This is a genomic window from Vulcanithermus mediatlanticus (genome assembly GCF_055385885.1).
This window is the reverse complement of record NZ_AP042385.1, coordinates 1,704,071-1,718,543: the sequence shown is the minus strand read 5'-3', so window position 1 is coordinate 1,718,543 and position 14,473 is coordinate 1,704,071. Positions and strand designations below refer to the sequence as shown.

Annotated in this window: 14 protein-coding genes; 2 read left to right on the top strand and 12 right to left on the bottom strand. The window is 64.7% G+C overall.

From position 1 onward, the window contains the following. Positions 1-19: 19 nt before the first annotated feature. The 6 genes from ACZ5BT_RS09875 to ACZ5BT_RS09850 form a co-directional block, all read right to left on the bottom strand. Positions 20-2,953, bottom strand: coding sequence for a hypothetical protein (locus ACZ5BT_RS09875; RefSeq protein WP_464884422.1), 2,934 nt, complete (start codon positions 2,951-2,953; stop codon positions 20-22). Positions 2,954-2,961: 8 nt separating this feature from the next. Beyond that, complete coding sequence (locus tag ACZ5BT_RS09870; RefSeq protein ID WP_464884421.1) at positions 2,962-3,441, bottom strand: hypothetical protein; 480 nt, start codon at positions 3,439-3,441, stop codon at positions 2,962-2,964. Further along, complete coding sequence (locus ACZ5BT_RS09865) at positions 3,438-4,238, bottom strand: fimbrial biogenesis chaperone (protein ID WP_464884420.1); 801 nt, start codon at positions 4,236-4,238, stop codon at positions 3,438-3,440. Before ACZ5BT_RS09865 ends, ACZ5BT_RS09870 begins: the two co-directional genes overlap by 4 nt. Before the next feature lie 64 nt (positions 4,239-4,302). Further along, a complete protein-coding gene (locus ACZ5BT_RS09860) occupies positions 4,303-5,076 on the bottom strand; it encodes a hypothetical protein (RefSeq protein WP_464884419.1) in 774 nt (257 codons plus the stop codon). Positions 5,077-5,086: 10 nt separating this feature from the next. Beyond that, a complete protein-coding gene (locus ACZ5BT_RS09855; RefSeq protein ID WP_464884418.1) occupies positions 5,087-5,830 on the bottom strand; it encodes a hypothetical protein in 744 nt (247 codons plus the stop codon). A 63-nt stretch (positions 5,831-5,893) separates the two neighbouring features. Continuing rightward, the gene (locus ACZ5BT_RS09850; RefSeq protein WP_464884417.1) at positions 5,894-6,715 is read right to left on the bottom strand and encodes a hypothetical protein; all 822 of its coding nucleotides are present in this window, start codon (positions 6,713-6,715) and stop codon (positions 5,894-5,896) included. 206 nt (positions 6,716-6,921) lie between these two features. Between ACZ5BT_RS09850 and ACZ5BT_RS09845 the strand changes: the two genes are divergently transcribed. Then, a complete protein-coding gene (locus ACZ5BT_RS09845; RefSeq protein WP_464884416.1) occupies positions 6,922-8,685 on the top strand; it encodes a hypothetical protein in 1,764 nt (587 codons plus the stop codon). Here ACZ5BT_RS09845 and folE read toward each other — a convergent pair. The 6 genes from folE to glgC form a co-directional block, all read right to left on the bottom strand. Then, positions 8,624-9,250 (bottom strand): GTP cyclohydrolase I FolE, encoded by a 627-nt coding sequence (gene folE, locus ACZ5BT_RS09840; protein ID WP_464884415.1) that lies wholly within the window; start codon positions 9,248-9,250, stop codon positions 8,624-8,626. The two genes, ACZ5BT_RS09845 and folE, sit on opposite strands and share 62 nt — an antisense overlap. A gap of 104 nt (positions 9,251-9,354) precedes the next feature. Beyond that, on the bottom strand, positions 9,355-10,080 hold the full coding sequence (gene tmpR / locus ACZ5BT_RS09835; protein WP_464884414.1) for a bifunctional dihydropteridine reductase/dihydrofolate reductase TmpR: 726 nt from the start codon (positions 10,078-10,080) through the stop codon (positions 9,355-9,357). Beyond that, positions 10,073-10,483, bottom strand: a complete 411-nt coding sequence (locus tag ACZ5BT_RS09830) for an NUDIX domain-containing protein (RefSeq protein WP_464884413.1) — start codon at positions 10,481-10,483, stop codon at positions 10,073-10,075. The genes tmpR and ACZ5BT_RS09830 overlap by 8 nt, the downstream gene beginning before the upstream one ends. Beyond that, complete coding sequence (locus ACZ5BT_RS09825; RefSeq protein ID WP_464884412.1) at positions 10,447-11,163, bottom strand: CDP-alcohol phosphatidyltransferase family protein; 717 nt, start codon at positions 11,161-11,163, stop codon at positions 10,447-10,449. The genes ACZ5BT_RS09830 and ACZ5BT_RS09825 overlap by 37 nt, the downstream gene beginning before the upstream one ends. Positions 11,164-11,167: 4 nt before the next feature. After that, the gene (locus ACZ5BT_RS09820; protein ID WP_464884411.1) at positions 11,168-11,653 is read right to left on the bottom strand and encodes a gamma-glutamylcyclotransferase family protein; all 486 of its coding nucleotides are present in this window, start codon (positions 11,651-11,653) and stop codon (positions 11,168-11,170) included. Then, positions 11,559-12,815 carry a glucose-1-phosphate adenylyltransferase gene (glgC, locus tag ACZ5BT_RS09815; protein ID WP_464884410.1) on the bottom strand — a complete coding sequence of 419 codons (1,257 nt, stop codon included), beginning with the start codon at positions 12,813-12,815 and terminating at the stop codon, positions 11,559-11,561. Before glgC ends, ACZ5BT_RS09820 begins: the two co-directional genes overlap by 95 nt. A gap of 23 nt (positions 12,816-12,838) precedes the next feature. On the opposite strand from glgC, the gene ACZ5BT_RS09810 reads away from it, so the two are divergent. Next, positions 12,839-14,470: a S16 family serine protease gene (locus ACZ5BT_RS09810; protein WP_464884409.1), complete on the top strand. Its 1,632-nt coding sequence runs from the start codon at positions 12,839-12,841 to the stop codon at positions 14,468-14,470. Positions 14,471-14,473: the final 3 nt, after the last annotated feature.

Below are 14,473 nucleotides of genomic sequence, written 5' to 3'. Positions count from 1 at the left end.
AAGCCGAAGCCGCCGATGGCTATTCCCCCTCGACCTTGAAACGCCCCTTGGCCCAAACCCGACCCTCGGTCTCAAGCGACACTTCAATCGTCCCCGAGCGATCGGGGGCCTTGAGCTCCAAGGTAAAGGTGTAATCGTCGATCCGGCGCATGGGGAATCGTTCTCGGTCGACGACCAAAAACGCCCCCTTGACCGCGGTCAAGAAAAGGGCCCTCACCCCCACGGCCTCGCCCGGACTCACGAAGGCGGGCTGGAGCTCGAGCCTGGCCAGCGGCCCCGGTCGCACGACGGCGAGCAGGTTCTGCTTGCGCTCTTTCTCGCCCCGGCGTGCGACCACGTTGAGATAGATCGCCCCCTTGGCGTCGGCAGGCAGCGGGATGTTCACTTCCCAGACACCGTCGTCTGCCGAGACCATGTCGAAACGCTTTGTCCCCATCACCACCCAAACCACATCGGCCCCTTTGGCATCGGCGCTGATGCGCAGGTCGGCGCCGGGAGGGAGCTGAGGGGTCAAAAGTCGGGCCCGCAGAACGAGATCCTCGGCCGCCAGCGTCTTTCGGAGCTCTCGGATCACCGGGACCGCACTCAGCGCCACCCTTGGCAGGGGTCCCGGCGCCAGGACGAGCCGAACCGGAGGTGAGGGCTCCTGAAAGCGCCGCAGATCCTCGCGACGAAGCATGAGGCTGTAGCTCCCCGGAACCAGTCCACCGGCCTGAAAGATACCGCGACCATCGGTCCAGGCCACCTTCACCCCATCCGCCCCGCGAATGTCAACGCGCGCGTAAACGACCGCCGCCTCATCGTCGTCGAAGACCCCGTTGCGGTTGGTGTCGTACCAGGCCTGTCCGACCACGCCGGCGACCGTCTCGACCGGGATATCGAGCCGGGTTCTGGCCCCCTGGTCCACGCGGACTTCGATGGCCCGCAAGAGGCTCAAGTCGGTGGGCAGAGCCAGCACCCGCACCAGGTATCGTCCCGGGTAGGCCTCGACCTCATACCTCCCCGAGCCCCCAACGACGCCACTGGCATCGGCCAGGGCGACCCGGCCGGTCGAGACCGCCTCTTCCCCGGTATCCCGAACCCCGTTTCGGTTCTCGTCCCGGTAGACCTCGCCATACACCCTGCCCGTGGCCCGCCCCCCGAAAAACGCGATCACCGGTTCGGGCGTGGCAAACCCGCCGCGCAAAGCGAGCTTCGCGCCCAGCCGCCAGGTAAGCTCGCCGTCGTAGGTCACCTCCGAAAAGGCGGAAAGCTCGCTCCCGTAGGCATAGCTGAGGCGGGCCCGTCCCTCGGTGGTGTCGGTTTGAAGGTCGTAACGGTAGCGGCCCTCGAGGAGCCAGTCCTCAAAGAAGTACTCCCCATTCAGGTGAATAAGCGATGGCCACGGGGTGCCACCCAGCCCGGCGGCGATGCTGTAGCCCGGCTCGCGGTAACCGAGTGAAACCCCCCAGCTCGGATCCCCGGCCAGGAAACCGAGCGATGCCCGGGCTGAAAATCCACCAAAGCGGCCGTCGAGGCTGGTTCCCACCACGGCCCGGCCACCGCGAACGCCAACGTTGGCCCGCCAGGCGATGGGCAGCTCGATCGACTCGTAGAGGAGGCCGAGACGGGCATAGAGCTTCCCGTCGTAGGAAACGGTGGGCTCGACGAAGCTTTCAGGGCCTACGCGGCCCCTGAGCGAGGCGCTCACGGTGAACTTTTTCTGTCCGAAATACCCTTCGACGCGAAATCCGAGTGGATCCTGCTGCCGGCTGGTCGCAACCAAGCCCCCCGAGAGCTGACCCAGCACATAGGCGGTGCGACCGTCGAGGGTGAACGCCGCCTGTTCCATCTTGACCCGGATTCCTGCGGTCCCCGAGGCGGAGGCGGACCCTCCACGGAAATTGCCGGTCAATCCCGCCCAGGGCAAAATTCGGATCCCCGGAACCACCGCCCAGTCGAGCCCGGCCCTTAGCGATCCGAGACCAGAACGGTAACTGGCGTGCAAAAAGCCGATCTCTCCCGAGAGGGAGCCGCCGATGGTGAACGGCCCCTGCCAGTCCGGGGCGCTGACGTAGAGCTCCAAGGGTCCGAGCTCGCCCTCAAGCCTCGAGGTACCCCCGGCGTAGCGGTAACCCAAGCGCCAGTCGGGACCCCAGAAGTTGATCTGGGCCCCGAGATCGGGGGAGAAGCTGGTTCCGGACCCGAGGCGGATGTAATCGGAGAGCGAACCGCCGAACCCGGTGCCCAGTTTCCAGGAAAGCCCGTTGGGGTCGTACCCGATCCCAAGGCCGAGGTTGTAGGAAAGTACGGGGCCTCTGAGCCCATCCGCCCCCGCGAAGGGAAGGATCTTGGTGTAGATGAGGGCGTGGCGCTTGTAGTCGGGATCAAGGCTTGAACGCAAACGGATCGTCAAGGCGTCGTTCTGCTTGCTCGTAGCCACCAGGGTGACGGTCACCTCGCCGACCTCAGCGGGAGCAAGCCGAAGACGCTTGGGCGTAAAAGTAAAATCCAGCGAGCTGCTCAGGTCAAAGCTCACGTTGTCCACCGCGTTGCCCCGGTTTTCCACGCGGATGACGTAGACCACCTTTGAGCCCTGCACCACCGTTTTTCCCCTTGGCGCCGCGATGCGGAGGTCGGGGCGCGGTCGCACCCAGACCTCCACCCGCGAACTGGCGAGGACCGTTTGGCCGCCCAGTGCCTGAACGATCACCTCATAGCGTCCCGCGCGGATGTTCGGACCCAGGAGGACGTTGGCCAAAGCTCGCCCGCCTGCGAGCGAGGGCACGGACATCAGCCGAAAGCCTGGGGGCAAGATCACACGCAGCTGAACGTCGGCAAGGGGACTCTCGATGGGAATAGAGAGAAAGCCCCCCGGGTCCACCTCCATCCGCTCGGGCGTCCGTACCTGCGCCAACGAGACCGACGACAGAGCGGTCGCGATCACCAAGAGGAATAAGGAAAGTTTGTGCACCGCGCCCCCTAGGGTCTCGCGAGGGTGAAGGTCAGGTTTCCACGATAAAAGCCTGGGCGTTCGTTGCCCTCAAGCCGCAGGCGGAGCTCGACCAGGTACCGCTCGTAGGCCTCGCTCGGGCCCTGTCCGACGAAAAGGACCACCGCGTTCCCGAGGGGAAACCAGATCCCTCCGTCGACGCGCATTTCGATTCGGTCAGGATCGATGGCCCTCCCCGACTCGCTCACCAGCGGAGTGAGCGTGGCCGAGAGGAACCATCCCCCGTCGATGTTGCTAAATACCCGAAGTTCGAGGGGCCCCTCGGGGGTGGTGGCCGGGTAATAGGCGGGAAACTCGGCCGGAGGGTAGGCGGTCTGTCTCAGGTCAAAGACCAAGCGATCGCTGCTCAGCATGAGCGCGCTGCCGCCGGGCATTTGCAGCTCGACCGGCACCTGAGCCAGGGCCACCAAAGCCAGCAGGCCCAAAGCCACAGCAAGAACCCGCCTCATCGAACCTCAATGCTCCCCTCGCCCGCGACCAGGTCGCTCTGGCCGTAGTCGAAGACCGCTAACGTCACGTACCTCCCCGGTTCCAGCGGCTTTTTGAGAACGGCCCCGACCTCGTGGGTCGAGCCGGGCAGGCTCGGGGCGTCGCTGAGACGGGCGGTCTGAACCAGAACGCCCGTCTCGGTCCGGACCTCCACACGGCCGCTCAGGCGAAGCGCAGCGTTCCCATCGTTTTCGAAGGACACCCGAATCTCTGCCGGATTGTCGCCCTTTGGCGGCTGGTAACGCATGCCAACGATCGCGCCCGAGCGCTTGAGCGGTGGAATGTTGACGTAGATCACGTGCCCAACGCGAACGCGGAACCTTACCCCGACACCGGCGGTGTTCTCGGCCGCGTTGGCCGGCTCCGAGTCAAAGAACACGATGCCCCAGTAGCTCCCCGGTTCAGCATCCTCGGGTATGGTCAGCGTGTACCGAACCTCCTGGGACGCCTTGGGGTTCAGACGGAACTCCAACGGATTGACCGAGATCCAGGGCAGGAGCGACCTGGGATGCGAGGCCGGCGGCAGGTAGACCGCGTTTCCCTTGGGATCGAGCAGGAAATCGTTGAAGCCGACCGTGACGGCGAGGATTCCTCTATTCCCCGGGTGGTCCACCTGGATCGAACGGGTGATCACCTCACCCGGTTGGGCGTCGAAAATCGTCCTCGGGGGGCTTACGCCAACCCCAGTCTGGGCCAGGGCCATCCCATAGAGGGCGGCCAAGGCGAGCGCGAAACTGAATTTCGTAACTGTACTCATGGTTTATTCTACCTCACTTCATAATGAGAACCCGGGGCCAGGCCCCGGGTTCCATGGGTTTCGATCAGATAGGATCGATGCGGAAGGTAATGGTGAAGACGTACGTTCCTGCAGTCTCGGTTCCATCGAACCAGAAACCTTCGGTGATGTAGTCATCGAGCCAACCCGCGAAACGACCGCCGCGGATCTTCAGCCACTCGATGGGCGAACCGTCGTCGCCGTTCCCAGGCGTCACTTCGAGGAACGGCGTGAACGTCAGATCACCCTGGGGAAGCGGCTCGGGCCGGTCGTGGAAGAAGAGCCGGCCGTAACTGGCATCACCCAGCGGGTAGGGGCTTTGGATGTTGACCTTGAGGTCAAACTCACACCCGGTTGAATTGCCGTCTTCCTGACCGGCGGTGGAAACCCAGTTGTTACAGAACTTCTGGACGATCTTCTTGTTGATGCAGACCAGCGTACCCTTTTCATCGCCACCGATCCGGCCATCATTATCGAAATCGTAGATGGCGGGGTAGGTGTCGATGGGCTGGAGGTCGCCGTTTTGGTAGGCGTCGAAGACGTCCTTGGAGTCCACCGTGCCGTCACCGTTGTAGTCGCCGAAGTCTTTCGGGACCAGGAAGCACCCTTCACCGGTTTCGTAACTGCCGAGCGGAGGGCTATTCAAATCAAGGTCCCAAAGCGTCTCGGTGATGTGCAGGGCGACCCGCGGGGGAACCGTCACCTGGATGTTCTCGGTGGCGCTGGCCTCGCTGTCGCCGACGTTCACCACCTCAGCCGGCGTTTGGGCGTAGCCAAGCCCCAGCGCGACGAGTAAAAGTGCGAAGAATCCTGTGCGCATAGGCTACCCCCTAAAGGCTCGAAAGCACGAAGTTGACCGTGATGTCGTAGGTGCCCGAAGCCTCGGTACCGTTGAACCAGAAGCCCTCGAGGATCAGGTCGTCAAGCCATCCGCCGGTGGTGCCACTGCCCTGAGCAACGACGTCCGGACCGTAAGGAAGGGTCGCGGTCATGAAACCGTCGGCCGGGCCGTTGGGCATGATGAAGTCGCCAAGACCGAAGATGCCAAAGCCTTCACTGGCGGGGCTCGTCACTTCGACGGAAAGCTGCCAGCCATCGGGGTTGTTGGAGAACTTCTGGAGGATCTTGGTGTTCAGGCAGAGCACGGTGCCCTTCTCTTCGTTGCTGATCGCGCCATCATCGTTGTAGTCGTAGATGGCCGGGTAGTTCATCGCCGGGAGCAACTCGCCTCCGCTGGCCAGGAAGCCCTGTAGATCCTGAGGCGTCAAAACGCCCTTCGGAACCAGGTAACAGCCCTCATCGGGGAGCGCCGGGTCGTTCGGGTTATAGGTGTAAGAATTCGGAGCCGAGGGGAATTCATCGGCGCCAAGATCGACGACCCAGCTCGCCTCGGTCAAATGGAGCGCGTAACGCTCGGGGATGACCACGTTGATCTCTTCGCTCACGCTCGCGCCTGAGTCATCGCCAACGGTCCACGCCTCGGGGCTACCCGTGCCGTTTTCGCCGTTCGCTGAAGAAACCGCCAATGCGCCGAGCGCCAGTACTGCAAATGCTGCTGTCCAATGCCTTTTCATTCTGATCTCCTGTTCCAGGAATCTTTTGCCGAAAAATCTATGATCTGCCGAATGCCATTTCCTCTAAAGCAGCGTGAGTGAGTAGACGAGCACCCCCTGGTAGTTGCCGGGCGCCTCGCTGCCATCCAGCCGCAGCTTGATCCCCAGCGTGACCGACTGCCATCCGCCGGCATACCCCCGGACCGCCTCGAGGAGAACCCCTCCACCAACACCAGCCGGCGCCGGACAGATCACCGAAGGTGGCCAGTCCGGAGCCTCACCGAGACACTTCCACTCGGGCGAAGGCGGATTGGCGTTGCCCGAGCCGGTCAGGATCGAGTGCACGGCCAGGTGGTTCTCGCCGAGCGTGCGTCCGCTCGTCGGATCCTCCAAAGGCGCGAGCACGGCGACCGAGAGGTCCCAGTTGCTCTGGGTGGTGAAGATGCTCAGTCGAAGCGAAGGGTGGGTGAAAAACTGCGGGAACTGTTTCGAACCCGGAATCACCATGCCCCACTCGTTGAGTTTGAGCGGCGGATAAGGCCGTCCCTCGTCGTCGAGGAAGCGACCCTCAGGAAGCTCTGGGTAGAGCGAGGGGCAATGCACGGGCACCGCGCCCAGTGTGGCGCACCGGAGGTCGAAGTAGACCGCGGTGTCCTCGGGTCTCAGGCACAGGCTGGGGTCGGTCGGGCTGTTGTCGCAGTAGGGGGGTTGCCCCACCGAACTGCTGCCAGAGCTGGCGAGCGCCATCCCCATGGCCGGGGCCGCGCCGATGTACATCACCGCGCTGTTTTGAGGAACCCGTACTTCGATTTGCTCACTGACCTCTGCACGCATCTGGGACACAGACGTCACCGCCAAGGCAAAGCCCAGCAAGAACAGTAAGGCCCAGATGCTACCTCGTGCCATTTGACCACCTCCCTTTCCTAGCCACATCCGAATATTAGTCCCCGGTGAGTAAAACCGGCCTTCACGGCCAAAGACCCGCAGCCAAGGTCCACTCGGGCTGTGGTAGGCTGGGCGTTAAGGTCAAGCGGCCAGTCGCGGGCACCCTTTCACGCCAGCTTCACGCCAGCCTTTACGCGCCGTCACCGCAAAGCCCGAGGAGTTCATTCATGCAGGAAGCAACGCTTCATTTATACGGTCAGGCCCGCCTCGAAAACCGAGGAAACCCAGTTTCGCTCGGAAAGAAATCGCTCGCCATCCTTTACTATCTGGCCATCGAAGGGCCGACCCCCCGGCGCAGGCTGGCGCGCCTGCTTTGGAACCACAACGCCGCCCTCCAAAACCTGAGGGTCGAGCTGGCCAAGATCCGCCGCGCCCTCGACGACCCTTACTGGGCTCGCGGCGACGATGTGCTGGTGCTGCCGGCCCGGGTCCGCCTCGAAGAAGATGGCGAAGGGCTGCCCTTGGAGGGCCTGGAAAACCTCGAGGTCCCCTGGGACAGCTGGCTCGGCGCGCTTCGCTCGCGTCTTTTCGCCGCGCAACCCTACGGCTTCCTCGAGGACCTCCCCGAACCCTCGCTCCTCATCATCGAAGCCCCGACCGGCGCCGACGTCAGCACGCTCATTCACCGCATCGCCGCCGCGCGCGGCCTGGAGATCCGGAAAACTCCGCCCCAAAGGCAACGAGCGCTCTATCTGCTCCAGCGCGAGGTGGACATCGAGGCCTGCCTCAACTGCGGCGGGCTTTTGGTCTACGTGCGCTCCCACTTCGGAGAAGACCCGAAAAGCCTCCTGACCCTCCGGGCCAGCTACCCCCCAAAGCGCACCCGCTACGTCCACTACCCCCGGCTCACGTTCGAGGAAGCCAAGAATCGCGCGGAGCACATGAGTTTTTCCGAACAAGCCCGGTTTTTCCTGGCCACCGGCGGGGTCGAGCGCCACTTCGCTGAAGCAGCCGGGTCCGGCCGCCCCTACCCCCGCAGCCTGGTCGCCAGCTACCACCTCGAGGCCCGCCGCCTCACGCACCCGGCGCGAAGCTGTCTTGAGCGGCTGGCCATCCACCCCGGACCCATCGGCGACTGGTTGGTCGACGCCGTTGAAGCCGAAGGCCACCTCGACGAACTGATCGTCCGCCGCTGGCTCAAGATGAGCCCGGAAGGTCTGCGCTTTTCCGATCCCGTCGCCCGACGGGCCCTGGCTTCCGGGCTCCCCCAGGATCTCAAGACTCGGCTCCACCGGCGGATCGCCCAGGCCGCCCGCAACCAGGGTGAGGGCCTGGCCGAGGCGTACCACCGAATCTCGGGCGGGCTGCCGCTCGAGGGCACCTCGCTGCCCAAACTCGATCTTTGGGCCGAGCTCAGCCTCAAGGCCTTCCGGGGGCAAAAGCCAGACCATCGCCACGCGCCGGCACCCGAGCCCCTCGAGGTGGGCGCGGAGATGCTCTCCCCCGAACCCATCGCCCGCGGCCCCGGAACCGAGATCGGCCGCCGGGGTATCTGGTTCATCCGCGACCTTCACCAGTCCGAACCCAGCCAGGTCCACCTCGAGGCCTTCGAAAATGAACCCGTGGTTTTGCGTTTGCGGCTCAACGCCTACCTTGAAAACCCGCTCTACGTCGGGCTCGACGGTCAGAGCCTGCCCCTTGAACTGAGCGCCGGCCACACCCGGGTCCACTTCGCTCCCGTGACCGGTCCTTACCGGGAAGGCAATATCCTGGTCCTTCCCCTCGGAAACGGGGACTACTGGTTCGACCTCGCCCCCGACCTGCCCCTTACCCTGCAAAGCCGGGCCGCGGCCGGGGTCATCGGGGTCGAGCTGAGCTTCCACCGGGTGACCTCAAGAGTGCTCACCCGGCAGAGCGCGGCCCCAAGGGTCACCGGGTGGAGGATCGGATCAGACGCAAAAACTCCCCGCGGGTCTTGGCATCGGTCTTAAACACCCCCCGCATCGCGCTCGCGGTGGCGGTTGAGTGCTGCTTTTCCACCCCTCGCATCATCATGCAAAGGTGAACGCCCTCGACGACCACCCCGACCCCCTCGGGCTCGGTGACCGAAGCCACCGCCTCGGCGATCTGAACCGCGAGGCGCTCTTGAATCTGCAAGCGCCGGGCGTACATATCGACGATTCGGGCGAACTTGGAAAGACCGAGGACCTTCTTCCGGGGAATGTAACCGATGTGCACCTGCCCGAAAAAGGGCAGCAGGTGGTGCTCGCACAGCGAGTAGAACTCGATGCCCTTGACCACCACCATCTCAGATCCCTCGGCCTCAAAGAGCGCACCGTTGACCGCCTCGGCGAGGTTTTGCCGGTAGCCTCTGGTCAAAAAGGCCCAGGCCCGGGCCACGCGCTGGGGGGTGTCCTTGAGCCCTTGGCGAGACGGGTCCTCGCCGATCAAGCGCAGCCAGGCCTCGACCAAGGTGCTCATGCGATCGATATCGAGATCCGTTTCAAACACCAATCCGGTGTCTTCCAGCTCGACTGTTTTTTCAACCCTTTCCATACCGCCTCCGAATCGTCTAAAGCCCGCGCGCGCTCACGGCGCCTATGCCCAAAGCCTAGCAGCGAAGGCGGGGGCCATTGGTTGCCTAGGAGACGAAGCCGGCATCAGAGGTTCCACCCTCCCGAGACCTCCAGTACCTGCCCGGTGAGGTAGCCCGAGTCTTTGCGGACGAAAAAGAGCACCGCCCGGGCCACTTCCGAAAGCGTCGCCGGCCGGCCCATGGGCAGCTCATCGAGGGGTTTGGTCACCGAATTCTCGGCCACCCCCGGGCTCACGACGTTGACCGTAATACCCTCGCCCGCCAAACGCCGGGCCAGGGCCTTGGCGTAGAGCACCACCCCGGTCTTGGCCACGAAATACGGGGTGATATGCGTCTTCGAGGTGATCTGCCCGCTCCCGGCATACCCCAGGAAGATGACCCGACCCCACCCCCGCTGGCGCAGGTAGGGCAGCGCCGCCTGGGTCACGAAGAACGCCGAGTTCAGGTTGGAATCGAGGATGGCGAGCCATTCCTTCGGGCTCACCGCCTCGATGGGCTTATAGAGGTAATCCCCCACGTTGTTGACCACCACCTCAAGCCCACCAAGACCCTGTCCGACCGCCCGGACCACCGCCTCAGCCTCGAACGCGTCGGTGAGATCGCCACGAACGGCGAGGGCCTTTCGACCCAGACGCCGGATCTCCGCCACGACCGATCGGGCCTCGTCGAGGCTTTTCCGGTAGTGCACCGCCACGTCACAGCCCGCCCGGGCGAGCTCGAGGGCGATCGCCCGCCCGATGCCCCTTGCTGCCCCGGTCACCAGGGCTCGCACGTTACGAAGCTCACTCACCAGAAACCTCCAGGTATGTTTCGAGCAAACGCTTGGTGTAAACGTTGAGCGGGTAGTCGAGCCCCGCCCGGGGCTCGACCCAGGCCCAGCGTACGATCTCCTCGTTGGGGCGAACCGTCTCCTCCGCGGTCCGCGCCAGGTAGTTGAGGAGGATGAAGTGCGCCGGTTTGTGAAAAGCCGGATCAAGGATCATCTCCTGCACCAGGACCAGTCGCAGATCCGAGAGCAAAAGTCCCACTTCCTCCTCAAACTCACGTAAAAGCGCGTCCTCCATGGACTCGCCCCATTCGATCTTGCCCCCGGGGACGCCCCAAAGCCCCCGCCACTTCGTTGTCTCGACCAACAGCACGCGGCCCGAAGGCCCGGTTACCAACGCCGCGACCGTGGGAATCGGATGCGCCATATGTGGCCAAGATACAACGCGAAAACGAAAACCGCCTCGGCGATGACCAGCCCCACATACGCCGGACTCCACCCCAAAAACGCCAGCAGCGCCAGCGCCGTGTGCTGGCTGGAAAGCCCGAGGTTGGCGAGGAGTTGCCGCAACCAAGGGGGTGGGTCGCCGAAAAAAAAGACCCGGCGAAAGAAAGCATCCTGGGGCCCGAACACCGAACGGTAGAAGGCCTCGAGCCAGGTTGCCCACGGCTCGGGACCCCGCGACGGGGGGAGCTGACCGGAGCTATTTAGGACGTAGTCGGCAGAGAGCAAAAGCGTGAGCAGGGCCAAGGCTATAAGCGCCTCGAAAAGCGCCCCGGCCCGGAGACCCAAGGCGACGAACAGGCCGACGTTCGTGAAAAAATCGACCTCAGTATCCAGGTAGCGCCCGAGCTGGGTGGCCTGTCCCCGCACCCGGGCCAGCTGGCCGTCGGCGTTATCGAGCGTGGTGCGCACCAAGAGCAACACCGCAGCGAGGTCGTCGCTCCCGGCCAGGAGCATGAACGCGGCGCCCAGACCGATCGCCCCCTGCACCAGCACCAGGTGCTCTGGCCGCACCGGGCTCCGGTGAAGGGCGACGACCACAAGGTGCGCCAATGGCCGGTAGAAATAAACGGCCACGAGCTCGACCCCGCGTCGTGGCTTCAAACTCCTACGGTACACGGCGCCACCAGCCCGAAGGACACCTCGTCCCACCCACCCCGGCCACGGCGGCCCGGCTCGGATAGACGTACATCCACGCCGGCACCCGCCGCCCGGCGAGCTGGACCCAGACCCGCACCCGTTCGTATTCCTCGCCGACAGCCTCGAAGGTATCGAGGCGGGCCAGTGCGAACTCGAGGTCGCGATAATAGTGCAGCTCTCCCCAAACCCGGCCCCGCCCGGCCTTGACCGCTGCCGGATAGCCAAGCGCCAGGTCATAGAGGATGAACCCGTCGACGTAACCCGGCACACTTTTTCGCCAACCGGCCGAGCGCGCCACGGCGAAGGACCGCGCCCCCTTTCGGAGGGTCCCGTAGACGAAAACGCCAACCGGATCCGGCTCAGGCGGTCTCCTCAAAGCGATACCCCTTGGGGACCACCACCACGCCCGCGGGCGTGATCGTGAACCCCCGTTCCCGGTCGGCCTCGAGGTCATAGCCAATCTCGGTTCCCGGCGGAATCCGCACGCCCTTGTCCACGATCACCCGGCGCAACCGGGCCTTCCGACCGACCTCCACCCCGTCGAAGAGCACCGAGCGCTCGACCAGGCTCCAGGAGTTGACCTTCACCCCGCGAAAGAGCACCGACTCCCGGACCGTCCCGCCGCTCACCACCACGCCTCCGGCGATCAGCGAATTCACGGCCTGCCCCACCCGCCCCGCCTCCTCGCGAACGAACTTCGCCGGCGGGCTGAAGAGGTTCGCGGTACGGAGGGGCCAGTCGGGGTTATAGAGGTCGAAGGAGGGCCGTTCGGTCACCAAATCCATGCTGGCCTCGAAATAGGCATCCAGGGTCCCCACGTCGCGCCAGTAGGTGTTTTGCCCTTCACCGGGGATGGGGTTTTGGAAAAAGTCATAGGCGAAGAGAGCGTAGCCTTCGGCCAGGGCTTTGGGCAGGACGTCCTTGCCGAAATCATGCGTGCTCTCGTCGTCCTCGGCATCCTCCAGCAATAACGACCGCAGCGCCTCGGTCTTAAAGAGGTAATTGCCCATCGACACCAGCGCCCGGGAAGGATCGGTGGGCATCGGCTTCGGGTGTTCCGGCTTCTCCTGGAACGAGAGAACCCGCCCCCGCTCGTCCACCTCGATGACGCCGAAACGGCTGGCTTCCTCGATGGGCACCGGGTAGGCGGCGAGGGTCACGTCGGCCCCGGTATCGAGGTGGAACTCCACCATGTGCCGGACATTCATCTTGTAGATGTGATCCCCGCCGAAAACCGCCACCACTTCCGGCGAGTGGTTTTCCACCAGGTGCAGGTTTTGGTAAATGGCGTCGGCCGTGCCCCGGTACCAGACCGGCCCGAGCTCCTCGTAGAGGTACATCTGGGCTGGAACCAGCACGATGAAATGATCGTCGAGGAACGCCCCGAGGCGCCAGTAACGCTGGATGTGCTCGGTCAGGGACTGGGCCTTGTACTGGATGAGGACGTAGATCGAATAGATGCCGGAGTTGACCAGGTTGTTGAGGACGAAGTCCACGATGCGGTACATGGCCCCGAACGGCACCGCGGGTTTGGCCCGCTTGGCGGTGAGCGGGTAGAGCCGCGTTCCCCTGCCGCCAGCCAGCACCATCGCCAGCACATCGATTCGCCTCGGCATGGCTTCAGGCTAAAGTAAGGGACGTGCGCCGCGCAAACGCCGAGGCGATCCGGCTCCAGATCCCGATGCCGCAAAGCCCCGAGCCAAACCCCGACCCCCTCTTCGGCCAGCCCGAGGCCAAGGCGGCCTTAAAGGCCGGTTTTCTGCTGGGCCACCCGGTGCTGCTCGAGGCCCCTGAATCGTTCCTGATCGGTGCGCGCCTCGAGGCCTTCTTCGCCCCCCTCCTTAAGTCGCTCCCCGAAGACCCCCCGCTGGTCCTCGAGCCCGATTCGGGCGGGTGGCGTCTGGCCGACCGGCCTGGAGAGAAAGCCGCGAGGGTGCTGCACCGGGGCGGACGGCCCGGCTTCTTCTACGAACCCTATCCCACCTTCAGTCATATCTTCGGGGATTTCGCCTACCGCGAGGGGCCTCATGGTCCGTGTGCCAGCCCAGCGGACTTCCACCCCGGCACTCTCCTTAGGGTGGGGAGCGGGGTAGCGGTGCTCGAGGCGAAACCCATCGCTCAAAACGCCACCCTTCGCGACGCCCTCGTGGAGGCGATTCGCCTGCGGGCCTTTAAACCCCGGGCCCCAAACCCCTGCCCCGGGCCCTTGCCACCCGAGATTCCGCTTCGCGCCCGGGTGGTCCTGGTCGGCGACGGCGAGGCCCTCGAGACCATCGCCGCCAGCCTCAAGCGATTCGAGTGGGCCCGCTTGCGCGTCGATCTTCCCCTTTCGCCCCGCACGCTGGCCTGGCTCTGGGGAACGCTCTCGCGATTTTTCGGCCCCGTGACCCGCGACGATATCCAGGCGCTGGCGCGCCACCTGGCGCGAAAAGCGGGGCACGCCGAGCGGCTCAGCAGCGAGATCGGCGAGGCGGTTCGGCTCCTCGAAATCGCCGCCAAGTCCCGCCAACCGCTGCCAAAGGTCATCGCCAATGAGCGACGCCGTCAGGCCCTGAGCCAAAAGCGCTACCTCAAAGAGGTCCTCGAGGGTCAGTGGCGGCTTCAGCTCAACGGACACCGCATCGGCGAGGCCCTCGGGGCCCTGGTCATCGAGGAAGGCGACGCCCCCTACGGCCAACCGGTCAGAATCACCGCCACCGTGGCCCCGGGCCGGGACGGGATCATCTCCATCGAGCGCGAGAGCCAGCTCGCCGGCCCCCTTTTTTCCAAAGCCGTGCTCACGCTGAGCGGTTACCTTCGCGGGCACTACGCCGACGTCGGGGCGCTCTCGGCCACCATCAGCCTGGTCTTCGAACAACTCGGCGAAGAGATCGACGGCGACTCCGCCGGCCTGGCCGAGCTGCTGGCGGTGCTCAGCGCCGCCTCGGGCCTCCCCTTACGGCAAGACGTGGTGATCACCGGCGCCATCGACCAAAAGGGGAACGTCCTGCCGGTCGGCGGCATCATCGAGAAAGTCGAGGGGGTCTTCGCGACCGCGAACGCCCTGGGGACGAGCGGCGCCGGCATCGTCATCCCGATCGCCAATCGGAAACACCTCGTGGCCTCACCCGCCCTGGTCCGAGCGGTGGAAAGGGCGCGCTTTCACATCTACCTGGCCCAAAGCGTCGACGAGGTCATCGCCTTCATGACCGGGAAACCGCCCGGGCTCGTCCACCAGCGGGTCCGGGAGACCTTTCGCCACTACCTCAAGCTGGAGTCCGGGGGGGCCTAGGGA